This window comes from Kaistia sp. UC242_56 (assembly GCF_044452255.1).
GTDB classification, from domain to species: Bacteria; Pseudomonadota; Alphaproteobacteria; order Rhizobiales; family Kaistiaceae; genus Kaistia; species Kaistia defluvii_A.
Genome location: NZ_JBIOAN010000002.1, coordinates 2,346,832 through 2,367,993 on the forward strand (window position 1 = coordinate 2,346,832; position 21,162 = coordinate 2,367,993).

The following is a 21,162-nucleotide window of genomic DNA, read 5'->3' on the forward strand; positions in this document are numbered from 1 at the left end:
GGTGAGGGACTTTCCTTCGTCAGGAAGCGCCTAGGCTACGCCATCACTTTCACATAGCTGCCCGGCGCGTTCTCGATCGCCTTGACCTTGCGGCCGCCGGGCGTGCGCGCCTTGACGCGGCGGTCGTCCTGCTGCTCGATCCAGGCCTGCCAATGCGGCCACCAGGAGCCCGGATGCTCCTTGGCGCGGCCGAGCCAGTCGTCGAGCCCGTCGCCCTTCGGCGCAGGGCCGGTCCAGTACTGGTACTTGCCGCGCGAGGGCGGGTTGATGACGCCGGCGATATGGCCGGATCCCGCCAGCACGAAGGTCACCGGACCGCCGAAGAAGGACGAGCCGTAGAACACCGAGCGCGGCGGCGCGATGTGGTCGTCGCGGGTGGCGAGATTGTAGATCGGGATGGTCACGTCGCCGAGCGACAGCGCCTTGCCGTCGACTGACAGCTCGCCCTTGGCCAGCTTGTTGTCGAGATAGCAGTTGCGCAGATAGAAGGAATGGTTCGCCGCCGGCATCCGCGTCGCGTCGGAATTCCAGTAGAGCAGGTCGAACGGGATCGGTTCCTTGCCGCGGAAATAGTTGTTCACGACATAGGACCAGATCAGGTCGTTCGAGCGCAGCATGTTGAAGGAGGAGGTCATGTTCTTCCCCTCCAGATAGCCGCGCACGCTCATCTTCTTCTCGACTGCCTCGATCTGCTCCTCGTCGATGAAGACCTTGAGATCGCCGGCATGGGTGAAGTCGACCTGGGTCGCGAAAAGCGTCGCCGTGGCGATGCGCGTGTCGCCGACGCCGGCCAGGTAGGCGAGCGTATAGGAGAGCAGGGTGCCGCCGACGCAATAGCCGATGGCGTTGATCTCTTTCTCGCCCGTGATCTTTTGGATCGTGTCGACCGATTCGAGGATACCTTCGCGCATGTAGTGCTCGAAGCTCTTCTCCGCCTGGCGTTCGTCCGGATTGATCCACGAGACGACGAACACAGTATGGCCCTGCTCCACCGCCCATTTGACGAAGGATTTTTCCGGGTTCAGGTCGAGGATGTAGAACTTGTTGATCCAGGGCGGCACGATCAGCAGGGGCCGCTTCAGGACCTCCGTCGTCGCCGCCTTGTACTGGATCAACTGGCAGACCTCGTTCTGCAGGACGACCTTGCCCGGGGAAAGGGCGAGGTTCTTGCCGATGGCGAAATGGGACTTGTCCGATTGGCGGATGATCAGTTCGCCATTGCCGGCCGCGATGTCCTCAGCCAGCATGTCCATGCCGCGCACGAGGTTGTCGGCGCTCGAATCGAGCGTGTCGCGCAGGATTTCCGGATTGGTGAACAGGAAATTCGACGGCGAAATCGCATTGGCGATCTGCCGGATATAGAAGCCTGCTTTCAACCGGACATGCGGGTCCAGGTCGGTGGCGCCGTCGACCATCTGCTCGGCCCAGCGCGTGGTGATCAGGTAGAACTGCTTCACGAAATCGAAGAACTGGTTCTCGGACCATTGCGGGTCCTTGAAGCGGCGATCACGTGGATCGGGCTCGGCCACCGGCGGCATCGGCACGCCGGACATGCGCTGCATCATGCTGGTCCAGAGCATGAAATACTGGCCGTAAAGCTTTGATTGCGCTTGGATGCTGCGGCCAGGCTCCGCCGTCCAGTACTCGATCACCTTGGCCAGCGTGCGGACAATCTCGGCAATCTCGTCGGTGAGATCGGCGGAGAGCTTGCCGTCCTCGCGCGGCTTCAGGAAGGCGTTGGCGGCCCGGGTCATGCCCTCGATCATCTTGGCGATGTTCTGGGCGAATTTCTCGGGGTCCTTGATGATCAGGCTGATCGGCGCACTGCCGGGGCTGGTGCCGTCGCTTCCGATTTTGTCTTTGGCCATCGTATCCCCGAATGCCATTCTGCGATCGGGAAGGCGGCGCTGCTTTCCCCGACGCGCGGAGTGTAATAGCTTCGCGCTCACAGGGATATGATGCGCATGCTATCGACCCGCTTACCACAATGAGTTCAAGATGAATCCGTCCGGAATCAAGCGGTCCCGTTCCGCGTCGCTCGTCCTCATGCTGGCGATTGCCGTCTCTCTGGCGGCGTGCTCGCAGCAACTTTCCAAGACGCTGGACAATTCGCCCGATCCCGAGCTGGACCGTCCGGGCGTGTTTCCCAACATCAATGTCGCGGGCGGCGAGCCGCCCGGCAAGCTGATGACGCCGGCCGAGCTGAAGACCGCTACCGAAGGTCTGAAAGCCAAGGGCGCCCGCAACGACCCGCGCACGGCCGAGGCCGCGCGGCAGCATAGTGCCACCACCAATGCGGCCTTGGAGAAGACCGCCGCCACGCATGCCAAGAAGGCGCTCTCCGAAATTCAGGAGCGCTGCGGCGAGCCCGGCGCAGACGCCACGAAATGCCCGCAATAAGGGTGCTTCCATAGACTGCGGTTCGGTGTAGAACCGCCCCGCGCCAGGTGAGGCGCATAACGACTATCCAGGAAAGATGGATTCGGAGTCATGAGCGAGTTCCACAGCGTGCGGCGTCTGCCGCAATACGTCTTTGAGCAGGTCAACCGGCTTAAGGCGAGCGCTCGAGCCGCGGGCGCCGATATCATCGATCTCGGCATGGGCAATCCCGACCTTCCGACCCCGGCGCATATCGTCCAGAAGCTCGCCGAAACGGCGGCCCGTCCGGACGTGCACGGCTATTCGGCGTCGCGCGGCATCAACGGCCTGCGCAAGGCCCAGGCTGCCTATTACGAGCGCCGCTTCGGCGTGAAGCTCGATCCGAACACGCAGATCGTCGCCACGATCGGCTCCAAGGAAGGCTTCGCCAACATGGCGCAGGCCATCACGGCGCCGGGCGACGTGATTCTCGTACCGAATCCGAGCTATCCGATCCACGCTTTCGGCTTCTTGATGGCCGGCGGCGTTATCCGCTCCGTGCCGGTCGAGCCGGGACCCGAATTCTTCCACGCGATGGAACGTGCCGTCATGCACTCCATCCCGAAGCCGCTCGCGGTTGTGCTCTGCTACCCGTCCAATCCGACGGCGCATGTGGCCGATCTCGATTTCTATCGCGATGTCGTTGCCTTCGCCCGCAAGCACGAGCTGTTCGTGCTGTCGGATCTCGCTTATTCCGAGATCTATTTCGACGATGTGCCGCCGCCCTCAATCCTGCAGGTTCCGGGCGCTATCGACGTCGCCGTCGAATTCACCTCGATGTCGAAGACCTATTCCATGGCCGGCTGGCGCATGGGCTTCGCGGTCGGCAATGAGCGCCTGATTGCCGCGCTGTCGCGGGTGAAATCCTATCTCGATTACGGCGCCTACACGCCGATCCAGGTGGCGGCGACTACCGCGCTGAACGGCCCGCAGGATTGCATCGAGGAGATGCGCCAGATCTACAAGCATCGCCGCGATGTGCTGGTCGACAGCTTCGGCCGCGCCGGCTGGCAGATCCCGGCACCGCGCGCCTCGATGTTTGCCTGGGTCCCGATTCCCGATACCTTCAAGTCGCTGGGCAGCCTCGAATTCTCGAAGCTCCTGATCGAGAAGGCCGACGTCGCCGTCGCGCCGGGCGTCGGCTTCGGCGAGCATGGCGACGATTACGTCCGCATCGCCCTGGTGGAGAACGAGCAGCGCATTCGCCAGGCCGCGCGCAATGTCCGTCGCTTCCTTGAAACGGCGGACAAAACGTTGCACAACGTCGTCCCTATCAGCAGCGCCCGGCGATAAGCCGGGCCCCTCTGGGGCGTTTTTATGAATCAAGTACTTCGGCTGGGCGTCGCCGGTCTCGGCACCGTCGGCGCGTCCCTGCTGCGTTTGACGCAGCGCCATGCCAATGAACTGGCGCTTCGTTGCGGCCGGCCGGTCGTCGTGACTGCCGTGACGGCCCGCGATCGCTTCCGCGATCGCGGCCTCGACCTCTCCACCGTGGCCTGGTTCGACGATCCGATGTCGCTGGCGCAATCGCCCGACATCGACGTCTTCGTCGAATTGATGGGGGGCGCGGACGGCGCGGCGGCCGATTCGGTGCGCGCGGCGCTCGACGCCAAGAAGCATGTCGTCACCGCCAACAAGGCGCTGCTCGCCAAGCACGGCACCGAACTGGCGCGTCGCGCCGAGAGCAACGGCGTCTCGCTGAATTTCGAGGCGGCTGCCGCCGGCGGCATTCCGATCATCAAGACGCTGCGGGAATCGCTCGCCGGCAATCGGGTCGGCCGCGTCTATGGCATCCTGAACGGCACCTGCAATTACATTTTGACGCGGATGGAGCGGGAAGGCATCGCCTTTGACGCCTGCCTCGCCGAGGCCCAGCGCCTTGGCTATGCCGAGGCGGATCCGACCTTCGACGTCGACGGTTTTGACACCGCCCACAAGCTGGCGCTCCTGACCGCGATCGCCTTCGGCACCGAGATCAATTCCGACGCCATCTATGTCGAGGGCATCCGTTCGATCACGACCGCCGACATCGAGGCGGCGGACGAACTCGGCTACCGCATCAAGCTTCTGGGCGTGGCGACGCGCACCGAGAGCGGCATCGAGCAGCGGGTCCATCCGACCATGGTGCCGAAGTCCTCCCCGATCGCACGCGTCGATGGTGTCACCAATGCGGTGGCGGTCGAGGCGGATTTCGTCGGCCGGCTGGTTCTCTCCGGCCCGGGCGCGGGTGGCGACGCCACGGCCTCGGCCGTGATGAGCGACATTGCCGATCTGGCGCGGGGCGACGTGGTGGGAACGTTCGGCCGACCCGCCCATACGCTGCAGCCCTACCAGCAGGCCGTGATGCGGGCACATGCCGGCGGCTACTACATCCGCCTTGCCGTCTACGACCGGCCCGGTGCTTTCGCCGCCATCGCCAAGCGTATGGCCGAATACAACATTTCGCTCGAATCGATCGTCCAGCGGCGACGCGCGCCGAAGGCCGATGCGCCGGAGCATCTGCAGCCGCTCGAGCCGCAACCGGTTATGCTCATCACCTATGAGACCACCGAGTCGCAGGTCAAGGAAGCGCTCGATCGGATTACGGCGGATGGTCATATTGCGGAGCAGCCGCAAATGATACGCATTGAACAACTGGCCTGAGAGCGGAGCAGCACTATGGCGATGACGGGGAATGCGAAGGCAGCGGGTCTGGACCGGATCCTGACGCTGGAGCTGGTGCGCGTTACCGAGCGCGCGGCCGTTGCGGCGGCGCGTTGGCGGGGACGCGGCGACGAAATGGCAGCCGACCAGGCAGCCGTCGACGCCATGCGTCGCGAACTCAACCGTCTGCCGATCGAAGGCACCGTCGTCATCGGCGAGGGCGAGCGCGACGAAGCGCCGATGCTCTATATCGGCGAGAAGGTCGGTCGCGGCTCCGGTCCGCGCGTCGACATCGCGCTCGATCCGCTCGAGGGCACGACGATCTGCGCCAAGAACCAACCTAATTCGCTGGCCGTGATCGCGATCGCCGAGGGCGGCAGCCTGCTCTACGCGCCCGACGTCTACATGCAGAAGATCGCCATCGGCCCCGGCTATGCGACCGGCGTGGTCGACCTCGACGCCTCGCCGATGGAGAACATCCAGGCGCTGGCAGCGGCCAAGGGCGTTCCCGTCAACGAGATCACCGCCTGCATCCTCGACCGTCCGCGCCATGCCAAGCTGATTGAGGACGTGCGCGCCACCGGCGCCGCGCTCCGCCTGATCGGTGACGGCGACGTCGCTGGCGTCATCCACACCACCAATCCCGACGAGACCGGCATCGACATCTATCTCGGCATTGGCGGCGCGCCCGAAGGCGTGCTGGCCGCGGCGGCGCTTCGCTGCATCGGCGGCCAGATGCAGGGCCGCCTGGTGACGCAGTCCGACGCTCAGCGCGAGCGCGCGGCAAAGATGGGCGTCAAGGACTTCGACAAGAAGTTCACCCATGACGAGATGGCCCGCGGCGACGTCCTGTTCGCAGCGACCGGAGTCACCGACGGCAACCTGCTTTCCGGCGTGCGTTTCGCCCGCAATGGCGAGATCACCACGGATACGGTCGTCATGCGCTCGTCTTCCGGCACCGTTCGCTGGATCAAGGCGACGCATCGCGATCTCGAAAAGTTCGACAACGAGGGCTGATCCAGCTCCCATGTCCATGTCATCCAGCGACGCACGGCGCGCCTTTCTCGGCGTAGAAGGATCCGTGACGGGGCGCCGCTGGACCGAACGGGTCGATGCGACCTCGAGCCTGGTCGCAACCGCCATGGCCCAGCGCCATGAGATCCCCGAGCTCGTCGCCCGTGTGCTGGCCGGCCGGGGCATCGCCCTTGACGACGCGGCGCATTTTCTCGATCCGAGTCTCCGCCGGCTGATGCCGGACCCGTCGGTGCTAACCGACATGGACGCCGCGGCCTCGCGCATCGCCGATGCAGTTGAAGCCGGCGAGCATGTCGCGATCTTCGGCGACTATGACGTCGACGGCGCGACTTCGTCGGCGCTGCTGGCGCGCTTCCTGCGCCATCAGGGTGTCGAGACGCGCATCTATATTCCCGATCGCATCTTCGAGGGCTACGGCCCCAATCCCGACGCCATCCGCACCCTCGTCGAAGAGGGCGCGCAGCTGATCGTGACGGTTGATTGCGGCTCGACGAGCCATGAATCGCTTGCCGTTGCGCGGGATCTCGGCCGCCTCGCGGTGGTGCTCGACCATCACCAGATGGGCGCGGAACTGCCGCCGGCCTTGGCCGTGGTCAATCCCAACCGCCAGGACGATCTCTCCGGCCTTGGCCATCTCGCCGCCGTCGGCGTCACCTTCCTGGCGATCGTCGCCACCAATCGCGAACTGCGCAAGCGCGGCTGGTATGGCCCGAGCCGGCCGGAGCCGGACCTGCTGCAATGGCTCGATCTGGTCGCGCTCGGCACGGTCTGCGACGTCGTTCCGCTGATCGGCCTCAACCGCGCCTTCGTCACCAAGGGCCTGTTGGCCGTGCGCCGCCGCGCCAATCCGGGCTTGGCGGCGCTGTCACAGGCCGCGCGCATCGACGCGCCGGTTGCGCCCTATCATCTCGGCTTCCTGCTCGGCCCCCGGATCAATGCCGGTGGCCGGATTGGCGACGCGGCGCTGGGCGCCCGATTGCTGTCGCTCGACGATCCGGCCGAGGCCGAGCGCATCGCCGTCGAACTCGACGATCTGAACAAGCAGCGCCAAGCCATTGAAACATCGATGCTGGAAGAGGCGATCGCCGAGGCGGATGCCGAGATCGGCTCCGGCGAGGGGCCGGCCGTCATCGTTACCGCGAGCGACCGTTGGCATCCCGGCATTGTCGGGCTGATCGCCGCCCGCCTCAAGGAACGCTTCCGCCGCCCCGCCTTCGCTATCGCCCTGATGCCGAGCGGGCTTGGCACCGGCTCGGGCCGGTCGGTGGCCGGCGTCGATCTCGGCGGGCTGGTTCGCGGGGCCGTCGAGCAGGGGCTACTGGTCAAGGGCGGCGGCCACGCCATGGCGGCGGGCCTCACCATCGAGCCCTCGAAATTCGCGGAATTCCGCGCTTTTCTCGAAGCGGGCGCTGCCGAGGCTTCGCGTCGGGCGCGACAGGCCGACCAGCTGCTTATAGACGGCGCGCTGACGGCCCGCGCCGCCACGCCCGATTTCATCGACATGGTGGAGAAGGCGGGGCCGTTCGGATCCGGCCATGCCGAGCCGGTCTTCGCGCTGCCGGCCCATATCGTCGGCTATGCCGATACGGTCGGCAACGGCCATGTGAAGGTCACGCTTTCCGGCGGTGACCAGAACTTGAAGGCGATCGCCTTCCGTGCCGCCGACAATGATCTCGGCCGCATGCTGCTTGGGTCCCGAGGCCGGCCGCTGCATGTCGCCGGCACGCTGTCTATCGACCATTGGCAGGGCAGGCGGCAATCGAGCTTCCGCATTCTCGACGTCGCGCAGCCGCAACCGCTGCGTTAACGGCGCCCTTTCGCGTTAACGCCCCGTTAGCCCTGCGTCACCTCACTAGGCCGTCTTGTCGCCTTGGACAACCCTGCCGCGCGTCCCATCATGGCGGTTGCATTTCTTTCATCAGACTGCTGAACTAAATCCGTCCTGATTGAGAGTCGTTCCAATTGCACGCATGGATTGTGACACTCCTCGACCATCGCTCCCGCGTCCTGTCGGCCGCCGGGCGGTGGCCTCTGGCCGGGCGTCGCCCCTGATCCGTTCGGCGGGGGACACGGGACATGAGACTGGACGAGGCGTGCAGTTCTGCCGATCAAACGAGCGGAAGCTCCAAAACGACCGTCGGAACAAAGGCCCTACGACGAAGCGGGCGAAGAATCTTGCCTTAAGATTTTAGCTATGGTGAAATAATTGTAACGCCGCTAGAAGCGGCGGGGAGCACCGGCATGAGCAGCGATCCCTTGAAGGTTGGATTGAAGATCCGAGATGCGCGCAAGCAGCGCCGCCTGACCCTGCAGCGGGTCGCCGAGGCGACGGGTCTTTCGATCGGCTTCCTGAGCCAGGTCGAGCGCGATATTACCACGCCGTCTCTATCTTCGCTTGTCACGATCGCCAAGGCGCTCGACCTTCCGGTCAGCGCTTTCCTGCACCAGCCGGATATTCCGAACGCGGTTTCGCGGCGCGAGGGCAGGGTGACTTACGGCATCAATCCGGCCTGGATTTCCTATGAGCGGCTTTCGACGACGTTTCCGGGCCAGATGCTCAACGCCGTCAAGATGAACGTGCCGCCGCGCTATCTCTCCGAGACCTCGTCGCATGAGGGGGAGGAGGTCGTCTATGTGCTGAGCGGCTCCATCCGCTATGTGATCGACGAGACCATCTACGAATTGCATGCGGGGGATACCCTGCATTTCTCGGCCCATCGTCCGCACCGGGTGCACAACCCTGCCGATCATGTCGCCGAGGTTCTTTCTGTCGGAACGCAGCAGCTCTTCACGGATTCACCCCGCCATCAGGCCCAGTCCCATGCCGGGGCGGCGGATTCCCGCAAGAGCCAGGACAAGAACGCTGTTCACGACGTAGCCGAGGGTGAAACGAGGTAATGCGATGAAGATGTTGCGTGCAACGCTGCTGCTGGCGGCGCTTTCGACGACGGCCCTGACCACGGCGCCGGCCTTTGCCGAGACGGTGCTCCGCCTCGACGAGGCGCCGGTCGGCGAGCTCGACCCGGGCAAGGCGTCGGACTATGCCGACTCGATCCTGATGTTCAACGTCTATGACACGCTGGTCGTGCCGACGGCGGGCAAGCCGGGCATGCAGCCGCACCTGGCGTCGAGCTGGACCGTCGATGGCAATGTCTACACGTTCACGTTGCGCGACGACGTCAAGTTCCATTCGGGCAACAAGCTGACGGCCGATGACGTCGTCTATTCCTTCGATCGCATGATCGCGCTCGGGCAGGGCTTCTCCAACCTGTTCGTCGAGGATGTCGAGAAGGCCGAGGCGGTGGATGCCAAGACGGTCAGGTTCACGCTGAAGGGCCCCTACGCCCCCTTCCTGTCGGCGCTCGTCCGCCTGCCGATCCTCGATTCGAAGCTCGCCAAGCAGCATCAGGCCGCCGGCAAGTACGGCGCATTCGGTGACTATTCGGAAGCCTGGCTGTCCGCGAACGATGCCGGCTCCGGCGCCTATGTCGTCGTGACGCAGAACCCGCAGTCGGAAACGGCGCTCGCCAAGTTCCCGGACTACTTCCTCGGCGCGACGCCGAAGTCGCCCGACAAGGTTCGCTTCCGCTACGGCCTGGAAGCCTCGACCGTCCGTGCGCTGCTGTCGAAGGGCGAGCATGACATCGGCTCGCAGTGGCTGCCGCCGGAAGTCGCCAAGGCGCTCGCGGCTGATGACAAGATGCAGCTGCTGACCGAAACCGGCACCAACGTCTTCTACATCAAGCTGAACACGGCCAAGGCACCGCTCGACGACGTCCATTGCCGCCGCGCGCTCACCTATGCGTTCGATTATGCGACCGCCGCCAAGATGGTCGCGGTCAGCGATACCGTCTCGCTCGGCAAGCCGGCGAACGGCCCGATCCCGCATGGCATGCTCGGTTCCTCCAGCGAGGTTCCGAACTACGCGCAGGACCTGGAGAAGGCAAAGGCCGAGCTGGCGCAGTGCAAGTACAAGCCGGAAGAGACGCCGCTGGAGATTTCCTGGATCGCCGAGGTGCCTCTGGAAGAGCGTTTCGCCCTGCTGATGCAGGCGAACTTCTCCAAGCTCGGCTTCAAGCCGGAAGTGAAGCGCGTGCCCTGGGCGCTGTTCACCGACATGGTGACCAAGCCGGAGACGACGCCGAACATCTCGCAGATCTTCAACAGCGCCACGACGCCGGATCCGGATTCGCTGCTGTTCAACACCTACCATTCCTCGGCCAAGGGCACCTGGCAGTCGCCGGAATACCTGCAGGACGCGGAAGTCGACAAGCTGCTCGAAGCCGGACGCGCCGAAGTCGATCCGGCCAAGCGCCAGAAGATCTACGAGGATCTGAGCCAGCGCCTGCGCGACCTCGCCCCGACCATCTACGCCTATGACCAGGTCGCCGTGTTCCCGGCCCGCAAGGCGGTGACGGTGCCGGCGCTTTCGGATGACGCGCACCGCTACGCCCTGTCGGGCTACTCCTTCTCGTTCCGCGAAATGGAGATGGCGCCGTAAGCGCCGCCTTCCTCCGATCCTGCTCGTGGGCGCCTCTCTCCGGTCGCGCCCGCGAGCTCTTCTTCGGAGCAGGGCTTGGGCTGGGCGCGGTGCTTTCACCTCTCCCTGAAGGGAGAGGTCGACGGCCAACGGCCGGCGGGTGAGGGGTTACGGCCTCACCGGATGGGTTCCTAAACCCTCACCCGGAGCTTCGCTCCGACCTCTCCCTCAGGGAGAGGTGAAGACAGCCTACAAAGGCCCAGCGAGCGGGTAGACCATGGCGAACATCTTCCGATCCCTTCTGCATCGTCTCGGTGCCGCGCTGATCGTCATGATCGGCATCTCGATGCTGATCTTCGCGATTGCCCGTGTCATGCCGGGCGACCCGGCTCGCATCGCGCTTGGACCCAACGCGACCGCCGAGCAGGTCGCGTCGCTCCGGCTGGAGCGGCATCTCGATGCCTCGCTGCCGGTGCAGTATTTCGAGTTCGTCAAGTCGCTCGCCAAGGGCGATCTTGGCACGTCGCTCTATACCAACCGCCCGGTGACGACGGATATCGCGCAATTCCTGCCGGCGACGCTGGAGCTGGTGCTTGTCTCCGGCATCCTGATGGTGCTGATCGGCCTGCCGCTCGGCATCCTCTCGGCCCATTTCCGCGGTCGGTTTCCGGATCATGTCGGCCGGCTTATCGCGCTGCTCGGCGTCTGCACGCCCGCCTTCGTCTGGGGCGTCATTCTTCAGCTCGTGCTCGGCTATTTCTGGGGCGCGTTTCCGATCGAAGGCCAGTTGGCACAGTCGACCGTGGCGCCGCCGCTGGTGACCGGCTTCATGCTGATCGACACGCTGCTCGCCGGCGATGGCGCAGCCTTCCTCGACGCGCTGCACCACCTGATCCTGCCATCCCTGGCGCTGGCCATGTCGGGCCTTGGCCAGACGGCGCGGCTGACGCGCTCCAACATGAACGAGGTCTATGAGCGGCCCTATGTCGAGATGGCGCGCGCCTATGGCTTTCCCGCCAGGCGCATCGCCACACGCTATGCCTTCCGGCCGGCGCTGATCCCGACCCTCACCATCCTCGGCCTCGAATTCGCGGCCATGCTCGGCAACGCCTTCCTGGTCGAGAAGGTGTTCGGCTGGCCCGGCCTGTCGCGCTACGGCGTCGAGGTCATCCTGCGCAAGGATCTCGATGCCATCGTCGGCACGGTGCTGATCATCGCGGCGGCCTTCCTGATCGTGAACATCATCGTCGACATCCTGGTGAACGTCATCAATCCGCGCATCCGTCTCGCAGCGGGGAGGGCATAAGATGTCGGAACCCGGCTCCCCGGTCCTCGCCTCGCGCACCCGCTCCAAGGCCTGGACCGCCTATAGCGCCGATCCGCTTTCGGTGATCGGTCTCGTCATCGTCGTGGCGATCGTGGGGCTTGCGATCTTCGCGCCCTTCGTCACGCCCTATCCCGACCATGTCGGGCCCACGGGTGATTTCGCGGCGATGAACGCGGCGCCGAGCGCCGATTTCTGGTTCGGCACCGATGTGATCGGCCGCGACCTGTTCACGCGCATCATCTACGGCTACCGGCTGTCGCTGATCATGGCGATCGTTGTGCTCGCCATCGCGACGCCGATCGGCGTCATCGTCGGGCTCGTGGCTGGCTACAAGGGCGGCTGGACCGACTACATCCTGATGCGGATCACCGACGTGTTCCTGGCCGTGCCGCCTCTGGTGCTGGCCATGGCGATCATGGGCTTCCTGGAGCCCACGCTGCTGAACGGCATGCTGGCGATCACCGCCATGTGGTGGCCCTGGTATGCGCGGCTGATCTACAACGTCACCCGCGCCGAGGCGCAGGAGGGCTACGTGCTGGCCGCCGAGACGGTCGGCGCGTCGACGGCGCACATTTTGTTCCGCGAGATCCTGCCGAACTGCTGGCCGTCGATCCTGACCAAGATGACGCTCGATATCGGCTTCGTCATCCTGATGGCGTCCTCGCTCTCCTTCCTCGGCCTGGGCGTCCAGCCGCCGACACCGGATCTGGGCTCCATGGTCGCCGATGGCGCCAAATACATGCCCGATGCCTGGTGGCTGACGGTGTTCCCGGCGGTCGCGATCCTGCTCGTGGTGCTCGGCTTCAACCTGGTCGGCGACGGCCTGCGCGAAGCGTTCGAGGCGGAGAGCTGAGATGGCCAGCAACACGCTGCAGAAGCCTGTCCTCACCATCCACGACCTGCGCCTCGCCTTTGGCGACCGTCGTCATCCGACCCCGGTGCTGCACGGCATCTCGATGCATATCCAGCCGGGCGAGAAAGTGGCCCTTGTCGGCGAATCCGGTTCCGGCAAGTCGGTGACGGCGCGCCTCGCCATGGGCCTTCTGCAGGACCAGAAGCGGGTGCACGTATCGGGCTCGATCTTCTTCGACGGCATCGATGCCGCCAGAGGCGGTGCGGAAATCGCGCGGCGGCGGGGCAATCGCGTCGCCATGATCTTCCAGGATCCCACCTCGGCGCTGAACCCCACCTTCAAGATCCGCGGCCAGTTTCGCGACGTGCTGCGCTCCGGCGATCGTTCGATCTCCAACGACGAGGCGTACCGTCGCGCCGAGGCGGCGCTGGCCGAGGTCTCGATCCCGGACCCGAAGCGGGCGCTCGATTCCTACGCCTTCCAGCTTTCCGGCGGCATGAACCAGCGCGTGATGATCGCGATGGCGCTCGCCAACCGGCCGCAACTGCTCATCGCCGACGAGCCGGGAACGGCCCTTGATGTCACGGTGCAGGCGCAGACGCTGAACCTGATGCATGAACTCACCGAGAAGACCGGCACCTCGGTGCTGCTGATCTCGCACAATCTCGGCGTCGTGCGCGAATTCGCCGACCGGGTCTATGTCATCTATCGCGGCAAGATCGTCGAGCACGGCACGACGGCGCAGCTCTTCAACGATCCGCGCCATCCCTATACGCGCGCGCTGCTCGCCGCGATCCCGAAGATCTCGGGCGGCGGCCTGCCGGATTTGCCCGAGCGCAGCCCCGTATTCGAGAACCCGCTGATCACCCATGAAGGCTGCGGCGAGCCGGTGGAGGCATCCGCATGAGCAAGGCCGGCGCACCCATCCTCGAACTCGATCGCCTCGGCAAGGTGTTCTCCGCCGATGGCCACAGCGTCGCGGCGCTGGACGATGTCTCGCTCGCCTTCACGCGCGGTGAGTGCCACGCCATTGTCGGTGAGAGCGGATCCGGCAAGACGACGCTCGCCAACCTCGTGCTCGGCCTGATCGGCGCCACCTCGGGCGAAATCCGCTTCGATGGCGCGCCGCTGGGACGAAGCCGGACGCGGGAGCAGAAGCGCGCGATTCAGCTCGTGCAGCAGAACCCGCTCTCGGCGCTCAACCCGCGCCGCAGCGTCGGCGCTTCCATCCGCCTGCCCCTCGACGTGCATGACCTCGGCCGCAGAGGCGAGCGCAATCAGCGCGTCGCCTCGTTGCTCAAGGAAGTCGGCCTGGAGCCCGAACATGCCCACCGCTCGCCGCGCGGTCTCTCCGGCGGCCAGCGTCAGCGCATCGCGATTGCCCGGGCGCTTGCCTGCGAGCCGGAACTGCTGGTGCTGGACGAGCCGACCTCGGCCCTCGACGTGCTGGTGCAGGCGCGCGTGCTGCAATTGCTGCAGCGGCTGCGCCAGGAGCGGGGCCTGACCTACCTCTTCATCACGCATGACCTCGCCGTCGTGCGTGCCATCGCCGACCGGGTGAGCGTGTTCCAGAAGGGACGCCTCGTCGAGACCGGGCCGGTCGAGACCATCTTCTCCGATCCGAAGAGCGCCTACACGCGCGAATTGATCGGAGCCATTCCCGTCGTGACGGAGGCCGAGGCGGCACTGCGCGCCGCCATCCGTGCCGGGGCGCCAGTCCCGGCCGGGGCCGAATAGGAAGGAAACAGCATGAGCACCACCGTAGAGCGGAACGCCGCCGATCCCGTGTTGGACCCCAAGGCCTGGGACGCGCTGATCGCCGCGCTGGGCGAACAGGACCAGCCGACCGCGACGCTCGCCAAGGTCGAGGAACTCTACCAGCGCGAAGTGGGCGCGATCATCTTCACGGTGATGAGCGCGGATTTCGACACCGGCATGTCGCGCCGGCTCTATTCCAACCATCCGCAGGAATACCCGACCTCCGGCTACAAGCAGTCGGCCGCCGGCAAGTGGAACGATCTCGTCTTCGGCGAGAAGAAGCCCTATGTCGCCAACACGATCGAGGAGATCGCCACCGTCTTCCACGACCATGAGCTGATCCAGTCGCTCGGCTGCGGTTCCTGCATCAACGTGCCGGTCGTGTTCGAGGGCAGCGTGCTCGGCACCATCAACATCCTCGACAAGGCCGGCGCCTACACGCCCGAAAAGGTCGAGCGCGCCATGGCGCTGCGCCCCTTCGCGGCGATCGGCATCCTGGCCGCCACCGTCACCGAACAGGCGTCGAAGATCCGCGACGGGAAGGCCTGACATGACCGACAAGACGATCCGCGTCGCGACCGACGTCGGCGGCACCTTCACCGACCTCGTCTATTTCGAGACGGATACGGCGACCGGCCGCCAGACGGTGCGCACCGCCAAATCCGACACCACGCCGCCGAATTTCGAGCAGGGCGTGCTCAACGTGCTCGCCAAGGCCGATGTCGACCCCGCCGACATCGCCTTCTTCGCGCATGGCACCACCGTCGTCATCAACGCGCTGACCGAGCGCAAGGGCGCTCGCACCGCGCTGATCACGACGGAAGGCTTCCGCGACGTGCTGGAGATCGCGCGCGGCAACCGGCCGGACTTCTTCAACCTGCAATATGTGAAGCCCGAGCCCTTCGTGCCGCGCTATCTCTGCCGCGAAGTGCCGGGCCGCATCGCCTATACCGGCGCGGAGCGCATCCCGCTCGACCTGACGTGTCTGCCGGCGATCCTGGAAGACTTCCGCGCCGAGGGCGTCGAGGCGATCGCGATCTGCCTGCTGCATTCCTATGCCGACCCCCGCCATGAGGAAGCCGTCGCGCTCGAGATCCGCCGGCTCTGGCCGGAAGTCTCCGTCGTCGCCTCGCACCAGATCACCCGCGAGTGGCGCGAATATGAGCGCGCCTCGACGGCCGTGCTGTCGGCTTATGTCCAGCCCGTCGCCAGCCGCTATCTCGGCCGGCTGGAAGACGGCCTGGCTTCCAAGAATTTCGGCGGCCAGCTCTACGTCATGCAGTCGAATTGCGGCGTCGACTCGCTTTCGGCGACGCGCGAGACCCCGATCACCATGGTCGAGAGCGGCCCGGCCTCGGGCTTCTGGGGCGCGGCCGAGCTTGGCCGCATCATCGGCGAGCCCAACGTGCTGGCGCTCGACATTGGCGGCACGACCGCGAAGTGCTCGCTGATCGAGAACGGCCACGTCAAGATCATGACCGACTACTGGATCGAGCGCGATCGCACGTCTTCCGGTTATCCGATCATGGTGCCCGTGGTCGACCTGGTCGAGATCGGCAATGGCGGCGGCTCGATCGCCTGGGTCGATGATTTCGGCAAGCTGCATGTCGGCCCGCAATCGGCCGGCGCCAAGCCGGGGCCTGCGGCCTATGCCCGGGGCGGCACGCAGGCGACGACGACCGACGCCAACCTGGCGCTCGGCCGCATCGACAAGGACTATTTCTGCGGCGGCACGATCCAGGCCGACATGACCGCCGTCGACAGCGCCCTCGGCGCGCTGGCGCAGAAGCTCGGCCTGTCGCCGATCGAGGCGGCGCGCGGCATCGTCCGCATCGCCAATAACAACATGATCAACGCGCTGAAGCTGGTGTCGCTCAATCGCGGCCACGACCCGCGCGACTTCACGCTGGTTGCCTTTGGCGGCGGCGGCGCGATGCATGCGGTGGCGCTCGCCACCGAGCTCGGCATGAAGAAGGTCGTCATCCCGCGCGGCGCGTCGGTGTTCTCGGCCTGGGGCATGATGATGTCCGACCTGCGCCGCGACTACTTTGTCACCCGCCTGATCGAGGGTGGTGATGGCCGCACGACGGCGCTGGCGAATTTGGTCGGCGAGACCCGCGACCGGGCGCTGCGCCAGTTCGAGGCGGAAGGGGTTTTGGCCGACAAGGTCAAGCTCGTGCCCTTCATCAAGTGCCGCTACCAGAACCAGGAACACGCCGTCGAGGTTGAGCTGCCGGCGACCTTCGTCGACGATGCGGCGATCCAGTCGATGATTGAGCATTTCCACGCCGCCTATGAGCGCGAATACACCTATCGCCTCGACGCGCCGGTGGAGATCGTCGGCCTGCATCTCGTCGCCTCCGCCGAGGTCGGCAAGCTCGAGATGATCGCGCTGCCGAAGACGGGCGCGACGATCGAGCAGGCGGTCAAGGGCCGCCGCGACGTCGACTATGCGCTGGAAGGCGTCCACGAGGCCGTGATCTACGACCTCGAGAAGCTGGAGCCCGGCATGTCGTTTGCCGGCCCGGCGATCCTCGAGGATCCCGGCACCACAGTGGTGATCCATCCGGGCAACCGCGTGTCGATCGACGCCTACGGCAACACCCACATCGAACTGGGGGCCAAGTGATGAGCAACCCGACCCACGATCCCGTCACGTTCGACATCATCCAGAACTCGCTGCAGGCGATTTCCGACGAGATGTTCGCGGCGATGCGCAAGACGGCGATGAGCGCCATCATCTATGAGGTGCTCGACATGGGCACCGGCATCTGCGCCGCCGATGGCGAGATCGCCTCGTCCGGCGCCGGCATCCCGGCCTTCATCGGCGTGCTCGACAAGGCGGTGAAGGCGGTGCTGCGCAAGCATCCCGTCACCGCGATCTATCCGGGCGACGTCTTCGCCACCAACGACCCGTTCTATGGCGGCGTCACCCATCTGAACGATATGGTCCTGGTCATGCCGGTCTTCGCCGAGGGCGAGATCGTCGCCTGGACCGCGAACATCGCGCACTGGAACGACGTCGGCGGCATGGTGCCGGGCTCGATGTCGACCGACGCCAAGGAGATCTTCCAGGAAGGCCTGCGCGTCCCGGCGATCAAGCTGATCGAGAAGGGCGTGTCCAACCAGGCGGTGATGGACCTGATGATGGTCAATTCCCGCCTGCCGGCCTATCTCAAGGGCGACATGTGGGCGGCGATCGCGGCGGTCCGCATCGGCGACAAGCGCATCCTCGACCTCGTCGCCAAATACGGCAAGGACACCTTCGTCGCCGCCATGGACCATTTCATGGACTATGGCGAGCAGGTGACGCTGAAGGCGCTGAAGGACCTGCCCAAGGGCAAGTTCTCCTTTGCCGAGGAGCAGGATAGCGGCCAGATCTACAAGGTGACGGTCGAGATCACGGACGACGAATTCATCGTCGACCTGATCGACAACCCCGACCAGACGCCGACGCCCAACAATGCCAGCCGCGACGGCGTCATCGTCGCCTGCCAGATGGCGATCAAGGCGGTGACGGACGTTTCGGCGCCGGCCAATGGCGGCTCGTTCCGGCCGCTCGTCGTCAAGACGCGCCCCGGCTCGATTTTCGACGCGCAGGAGCCGGCGGCGCACGCCTTCTACTACGAGGTCGAGATCCGGGTGTTCGACCTGATCCTGCGCTGCCTGGCGCAGCACCTGCCGGAAAAGCTTTCGGCCGGCAGCTTCGCCTCGATCTGCGGCACCGTCGTCGGCGGCCCGCATCCCGACACCGGCCGCCACTACACGATCGTCGAGCCGGAGATCGGCGGCTGGGGCGCCATGCCCGGCCGCGACGGCAACAATGCGATCTTCTCTGGCTTCCACGGCGAGACGTTCAACTGCCCGGCCGAGATCGCGGAAGCGCGCTACGGCCTGTTCGTCGACCAGCTGGCGCTGAACCCGGAAGAGGGCGGCGAGGGCCAGTGGCGCGGGGGCAAGGGCATCCGCATGGATTACCGCGTCCGCGCCGACGGCAATTTCCTGACCTGCGGCTATACCCGTTCTCGCATCCTGCCCTGGGGCATGCAGGGCGGCCATGACGGCACGAGCAACCATATCGACGTGATCAAGACGGACGGCAGCCGCAAGCGCTACGCTTTTGCGACCGGCGTCGAGCTGAACCAAGGCGATATCGTCCGGGTGGTGACCGGCAATGGCGGCGGCTATGGCGACCCGAAGAAGCGCGACCGCGCGGCGGTGATCGAGGACGTCAAGAACGGCTATCTCAGCCCGGAACGAGCCAAGACCGTCTACGGCGTCGAGGTGTGATATTGGGCTGAGCAGGGGCCGGTGGGGGCCGCCGCACCGGCTTGGTGGCTTCGGGCAAGACCCTCACCCCAACCCTCTCCCGCGCGCGGGAGAGGGGGCAGGTCGAGTTCCGTCTCCACGACGCGCAGGCTGAAAGCCCTCGCCGCTTGCGGGAGAGGGTGGGGTGAGGGGCTTGCTTCCTTGAAGAGTAATTGACCGTGCGCGACTGACCTTTGGGTAAGGGGCCACGCCCTCACTGCATCCCGGCTACCCACATCCTGCGGCGGCTTGCGGAGCAAGCCATCTCGAAGGAAGCAGCGTGTCCGGGCGGCGGCGCGCGCCCCACGGCTCTGCCTGCTTCGAGACGGCCCTTCGGGCCTCGTCAGCATGTTGAGGGCGGTCCATTTCGATCTGTCGGAGAGGGGAGATTTCGGCTTCGGACGCCGCGCGGGGCGAAACGTCTTCGCCCGCTCACGGTACGCGGCAGAACGCCCCTTCGGCCGATCCAAAAAGCTCCATCATCCCTGCGAAAGCAGGATCCATTTGGCCGTGGCGTGGGAATTGCGGTCTCACTCGCCCACCAACCCGGCTGCGTGGATCCCTGGTCAAGTCCGAGGTGGGGAAGGGCCGGAGCCCGATCGAGATCGAGACGCCCTTGCGTCTCAAAGATTAGCGCCAGGTCAGGCCGAGCTGCTTGTGGCGGGCGAGGCAGGTGGCCGGGTCGATATAGGCCTCCTGATGCGCGACGTTCCAGTATTTGAGCTCGTCGAGCGGAATGACGCCGCCCGTCACGGCGCAGCGCACGAAGGCGCCCGGGGACAGGATCTGGTAATCGCCATCGAGATAACGAATGCGCGCTTCGCCGCCGCGCCCGGCTGGATCAATACGGTTCATGAGCGGGAATATCGTGCGGAACGCCGCCATGTGCAACAGCGCGGATCGCGCTTCCCACGTTCGGCATCGCTTTTCGGCGTGGGGAGGTCGGACGCAGGCCCGGACACAAGCTCCGCCGTCATCCCAAGCTTGATGCGGAATCTTTTCAGTCGGGTTACCGGCGGCCTGGGCGACGCAGCGCGGCGGTATGGATCCCTGTGTGTTGAAGCTGTGCGATGATGGGGTGGCGGACGAGAGATCGTTGGATCCCTGGTCTTCGAGACCGTGAGCCGGCCCGGTCCTCGTCCGCCTGCTTCGATACCCAAGCCTGAACAGTTGATCGAGGCCGTGGTGACGGACCTCGCAGCACAGGGATAGGCATCATGAAGATACACCCTGGCTTTGTCGGTTGCGACATCTCCAAAGCCCATCTGGATCTGTTCGACGGCGCCGTGGGCGTGGCCGAACGCATCGCCAATCAAGCCGAGGCGATCGCGCAAAGGCTCGAACCTTGGCGGCATGGCGATATCCTCGTCGTGTTCGAGGCGACCGGTCCGTACGACCGGGTCCTCGCTCAGGCCCTGACAGAGGCCGGCATCGCTTTCGTTCGCGTCAATCCGGCCCGGGCGCGTGACTTCGCCCGCGCCACCGGCGTTCTCGCCAAGACCGACCGGATCGATGCGCGCATGCTCGCCGCCATGGCCCAGACGCTTCGTCCCGCGCCCCGCCAGCCGCGCTCCCCGGAGCGCAACCGTCTGGCGGAGTTGCACAAGCGTCGCGACCAGCTCGTCGCCATGCGCAAGCAGGAACGCACCCGACGGCAGGGATGCAGCGACGAGATCGCCGACGACATCCGCGAGACCCTGGCCTGGCTCGACATCCGCATCGCGGCGCTGGAGCGCACCATTCAGGCCTGCATCAAGGCCTCGGCCGATCTCGCCGGTGCTGAGGCGCGGCTGCGCTCAATCCCCGGCGTCGGCCCCGTCGCCAGCGCCACGCTGATCGCCCTGCTGCCCGAACTCGGCCAGCGCTCTCCCAAGACCATCGCCGCGCTGGCTGGCCTGGCACCCTACAATGTCGACAGTGGTCAGTTCCGCGGCAGTCGCCGCATCCACGGCGGACGACGGCGCGTCCGCGAGGCCCTCTACATGGCAGCCGTCTGCGCCGCCCGGATCGAGCAACGCTTCGCAGACGCCTACCGACGCATGATCAACGCCGGAAAGCCACCCAAGGTCGCCCTCATCGCTATCGCCAGAAAGATCCTAGTCATCGCCAACGCCATGCTCCGACAACACCTCTCATTCAACCCGTGACCACACAGTTGCCGGATCTCCGCTTCGCTGCGTCGGGGATGACGGCGAGGGTGATCGCTGGATGAGCGTGGGCGAGTCGATCTCCCAGCCGCACTTCATGCGGCACAGCCTTCAACATGCTGAGGAGACCCGAAGGGTCGTCTCGAAGCACGCAACACCCGCCCGCGGCGAGCCGGCATGGCACCGGCGCCGA

The 21,162-nt window shown here is 65.6% G+C and carries 17 protein-coding genes; 15 read left to right on the forward strand and 2 right to left on the reverse strand.

Annotation, left to right across the window (positions count from 1 at the left end; translation table 11 throughout):
* Positions 1 to 35: 35 nt before the first annotated feature.
* Positions 36 to 1,868, reverse strand: coding sequence for a PHA/PHB synthase family protein (locus ACHMWQ_RS13775; protein ID WP_396307883.1), 1,833 nt, complete (start codon positions 1,866 to 1,868; stop codon positions 36 to 38).
* A gap of 178 nt (positions 1,869 to 2,046) precedes the next feature.
* Between ACHMWQ_RS13775 and ACHMWQ_RS13780 the strand changes: the two genes are divergently transcribed.
* The 14 genes from ACHMWQ_RS13780 (at position 2,047) to ACHMWQ_RS13845 (ending at position 18,804) form a co-directional block, all read left to right on the forward strand.
* On the forward strand, positions 2,047 to 2,400 hold the full coding sequence (locus ACHMWQ_RS13780; RefSeq protein ID WP_396307884.1) for a hypothetical protein: 354 nt from the start codon (positions 2,047 to 2,049) through the stop codon (positions 2,398 to 2,400).
* A gap of 90 nt (positions 2,401 to 2,490) precedes the next feature.
* Positions 2,491 to 3,711 (forward strand): LL-diaminopimelate aminotransferase, encoded by a 1,221-nt coding sequence (locus ACHMWQ_RS13785; protein ID WP_396307885.1) that lies wholly within the window; start codon positions 2,491 to 2,493, stop codon positions 3,709 to 3,711.
* A gap of 24 nt (positions 3,712 to 3,735) precedes the next feature.
* Positions 3,736 to 5,061, forward strand: coding sequence for a homoserine dehydrogenase (locus ACHMWQ_RS13790; RefSeq protein WP_396307886.1), 1,326 nt, complete (start codon positions 3,736 to 3,738; stop codon positions 5,059 to 5,061).
* Between the two features lie 15 nt (positions 5,062 to 5,076).
* Positions 5,077 to 6,078, forward strand: a complete 1,002-nt coding sequence (gene glpX / locus ACHMWQ_RS13795) for a class II fructose-bisphosphatase (RefSeq protein WP_266334561.1) — start codon at positions 5,077 to 5,079, stop codon at positions 6,076 to 6,078.
* Positions 6,079 to 6,088: 10 nt separating this feature from the next.
* Positions 6,089 to 7,903 carry a single-stranded-DNA-specific exonuclease RecJ gene (gene recJ, locus ACHMWQ_RS13800; protein WP_396307887.1) on the forward strand — a complete coding sequence of 605 codons (1,815 nt, stop codon included), beginning with the start codon at positions 6,089 to 6,091 and terminating at the stop codon, positions 7,901 to 7,903.
* 434 nt (positions 7,904 to 8,337) lie between these two features.
* Positions 8,338 to 8,994 (forward strand): helix-turn-helix domain-containing protein, encoded by a 657-nt coding sequence (locus ACHMWQ_RS13805; protein WP_396307888.1) that lies wholly within the window; start codon positions 8,338 to 8,340, stop codon positions 8,992 to 8,994.
* Between the two features lie 4 nt (positions 8,995 to 8,998).
* Positions 8,999 to 10,597: an ABC transporter substrate-binding protein gene (locus ACHMWQ_RS13810; protein WP_396307889.1), complete on the forward strand. Its 1,599-nt coding sequence runs from the start codon at positions 8,999 to 9,001 to the stop codon at positions 10,595 to 10,597.
* Between the two features lie 256 nt (positions 10,598 to 10,853).
* Positions 10,854 to 11,882: an ABC transporter permease gene (locus tag ACHMWQ_RS13815; RefSeq protein WP_396307890.1), complete on the forward strand. Its 1,029-nt coding sequence runs from the start codon at positions 10,854 to 10,856 to the stop codon at positions 11,880 to 11,882.
* A gap of 1 nt (position 11,883) precedes the next feature.
* Positions 11,884 to 12,756 (forward strand): ABC transporter permease, encoded by an 873-nt coding sequence (locus ACHMWQ_RS13820; RefSeq protein ID WP_396307891.1) that lies wholly within the window; start codon positions 11,884 to 11,886, stop codon positions 12,754 to 12,756.
* A gap of 1 nt (position 12,757) precedes the next feature.
* A complete protein-coding gene (locus ACHMWQ_RS13825) occupies positions 12,758 to 13,663 on the forward strand; it encodes an ABC transporter ATP-binding protein (protein WP_396307892.1) in 906 nt (301 codons plus the stop codon).
* Complete coding sequence (locus tag ACHMWQ_RS13830; protein ID WP_396307893.1) at positions 13,660 to 14,493, forward strand: ABC transporter ATP-binding protein; 834 nt, start codon at positions 13,660 to 13,662, stop codon at positions 14,491 to 14,493. The genes ACHMWQ_RS13825 and ACHMWQ_RS13830 overlap by 4 nt, the downstream gene beginning before the upstream one ends.
* A 12-nt stretch (positions 14,494 to 14,505) precedes the next feature.
* A complete protein-coding gene (locus ACHMWQ_RS13835) occupies positions 14,506 to 15,063 on the forward strand; it encodes a GAF domain-containing protein (RefSeq protein ID WP_396307894.1) in 558 nt (185 codons plus the stop codon).
* Between the two features lies 1 nt (position 15,064).
* Positions 15,065 to 17,143 carry a hydantoinase/oxoprolinase family protein gene (locus ACHMWQ_RS13840; protein WP_396307895.1) on the forward strand — a complete coding sequence of 693 codons (2,079 nt, stop codon included), beginning with the start codon at positions 15,065 to 15,067 and terminating at the stop codon, positions 17,141 to 17,143.
* Complete coding sequence (locus ACHMWQ_RS13845) at positions 17,143 to 18,804, forward strand: hydantoinase B/oxoprolinase family protein (RefSeq protein WP_396307896.1); 1,662 nt, start codon at positions 17,143 to 17,145, stop codon at positions 18,802 to 18,804. Before ACHMWQ_RS13840 ends, ACHMWQ_RS13845 begins: the two co-directional genes overlap by 1 nt.
* Positions 18,805 to 19,452: 648 nt before the next feature.
* Here the strand turns inward: ACHMWQ_RS13845 and ACHMWQ_RS13850 are convergent.
* A complete protein-coding gene (locus ACHMWQ_RS13850; RefSeq protein WP_354548839.1) occupies positions 19,453 to 19,677 on the reverse strand; it encodes a DUF2093 domain-containing protein in 225 nt (74 codons plus the stop codon).
* A gap of 362 nt (positions 19,678 to 20,039) precedes the next feature.
* Between ACHMWQ_RS13850 and ACHMWQ_RS13855 the strand changes: the two genes are divergently transcribed.
* Complete coding sequence (locus ACHMWQ_RS13855; RefSeq protein WP_396306466.1) at positions 20,040 to 20,969, forward strand: IS110 family transposase; 930 nt, start codon at positions 20,040 to 20,042, stop codon at positions 20,967 to 20,969.
* Positions 20,970 to 21,162: the final 193 nt, after the last annotated feature.

Coding starts and splice junctions, on each gene's coding strand:
- ACHMWQ_RS13775 (WP_396307883.1), bottom strand. CDS start 1,868: ATGGCCAAAGACAAAATCGGAAGCGACGGCACCAGCCCCGGCAGTGCG.
- ACHMWQ_RS13780 (WP_396307884.1), top strand. CDS start 2,047: ATGCTGGCGATTGCCGTCTCTCTGGCGGCGTGCTCGCAGCAACTTTCC.
- ACHMWQ_RS13785 (WP_396307885.1), top strand. CDS start 2,491: ATGAGCGAGTTCCACAGCGTGCGGCGTCTGCCGCAATACGTCTTTGAG.
- ACHMWQ_RS13790 (WP_396307886.1), top strand. CDS start 3,736: ATGAATCAAGTACTTCGGCTGGGCGTCGCCGGTCTCGGCACCGTCGGC.
- glpX (WP_266334561.1), top strand. CDS start 5,077: ATGGCGATGACGGGGAATGCGAAGGCAGCGGGTCTGGACCGGATCCTG.
- recJ (WP_396307887.1), top strand. CDS start 6,089: ATGTCCATGTCATCCAGCGACGCACGGCGCGCCTTTCTCGGCGTAGAA.
- ACHMWQ_RS13805 (WP_396307888.1), top strand. CDS start 8,338: ATGAGCAGCGATCCCTTGAAGGTTGGATTGAAGATCCGAGATGCGCGC.
- ACHMWQ_RS13810 (WP_396307889.1), top strand. CDS start 8,999: ATGAAGATGTTGCGTGCAACGCTGCTGCTGGCGGCGCTTTCGACGACG.
- ACHMWQ_RS13815 (WP_396307890.1), top strand. CDS start 10,854: ATGGCGAACATCTTCCGATCCCTTCTGCATCGTCTCGGTGCCGCGCTG.
- ACHMWQ_RS13820 (WP_396307891.1), top strand. CDS start 11,884: ATGTCGGAACCCGGCTCCCCGGTCCTCGCCTCGCGCACCCGCTCCAAG.
- ACHMWQ_RS13825 (WP_396307892.1), top strand. CDS start 12,758: ATGGCCAGCAACACGCTGCAGAAGCCTGTCCTCACCATCCACGACCTG.
- ACHMWQ_RS13830 (WP_396307893.1), top strand. CDS start 13,660: ATGAGCAAGGCCGGCGCACCCATCCTCGAACTCGATCGCCTCGGCAAG.
- ACHMWQ_RS13835 (WP_396307894.1), top strand. CDS start 14,506: ATGAGCACCACCGTAGAGCGGAACGCCGCCGATCCCGTGTTGGACCCC.
- ACHMWQ_RS13840 (WP_396307895.1), top strand. CDS start 15,065: ATGACCGACAAGACGATCCGCGTCGCGACCGACGTCGGCGGCACCTTC.
- ACHMWQ_RS13845 (WP_396307896.1), top strand. CDS start 17,143: ATGAGCAACCCGACCCACGATCCCGTCACGTTCGACATCATCCAGAAC.
- ACHMWQ_RS13850 (WP_354548839.1), bottom strand. CDS start 19,677: ATGAACCGTATTGATCCAGCCGGGCGCGGCGGCGAAGCGCGCATTCGT.
- ACHMWQ_RS13855 (WP_396306466.1), top strand. CDS start 20,040: ATGAAGATACACCCTGGCTTTGTCGGTTGCGACATCTCCAAAGCCCAT.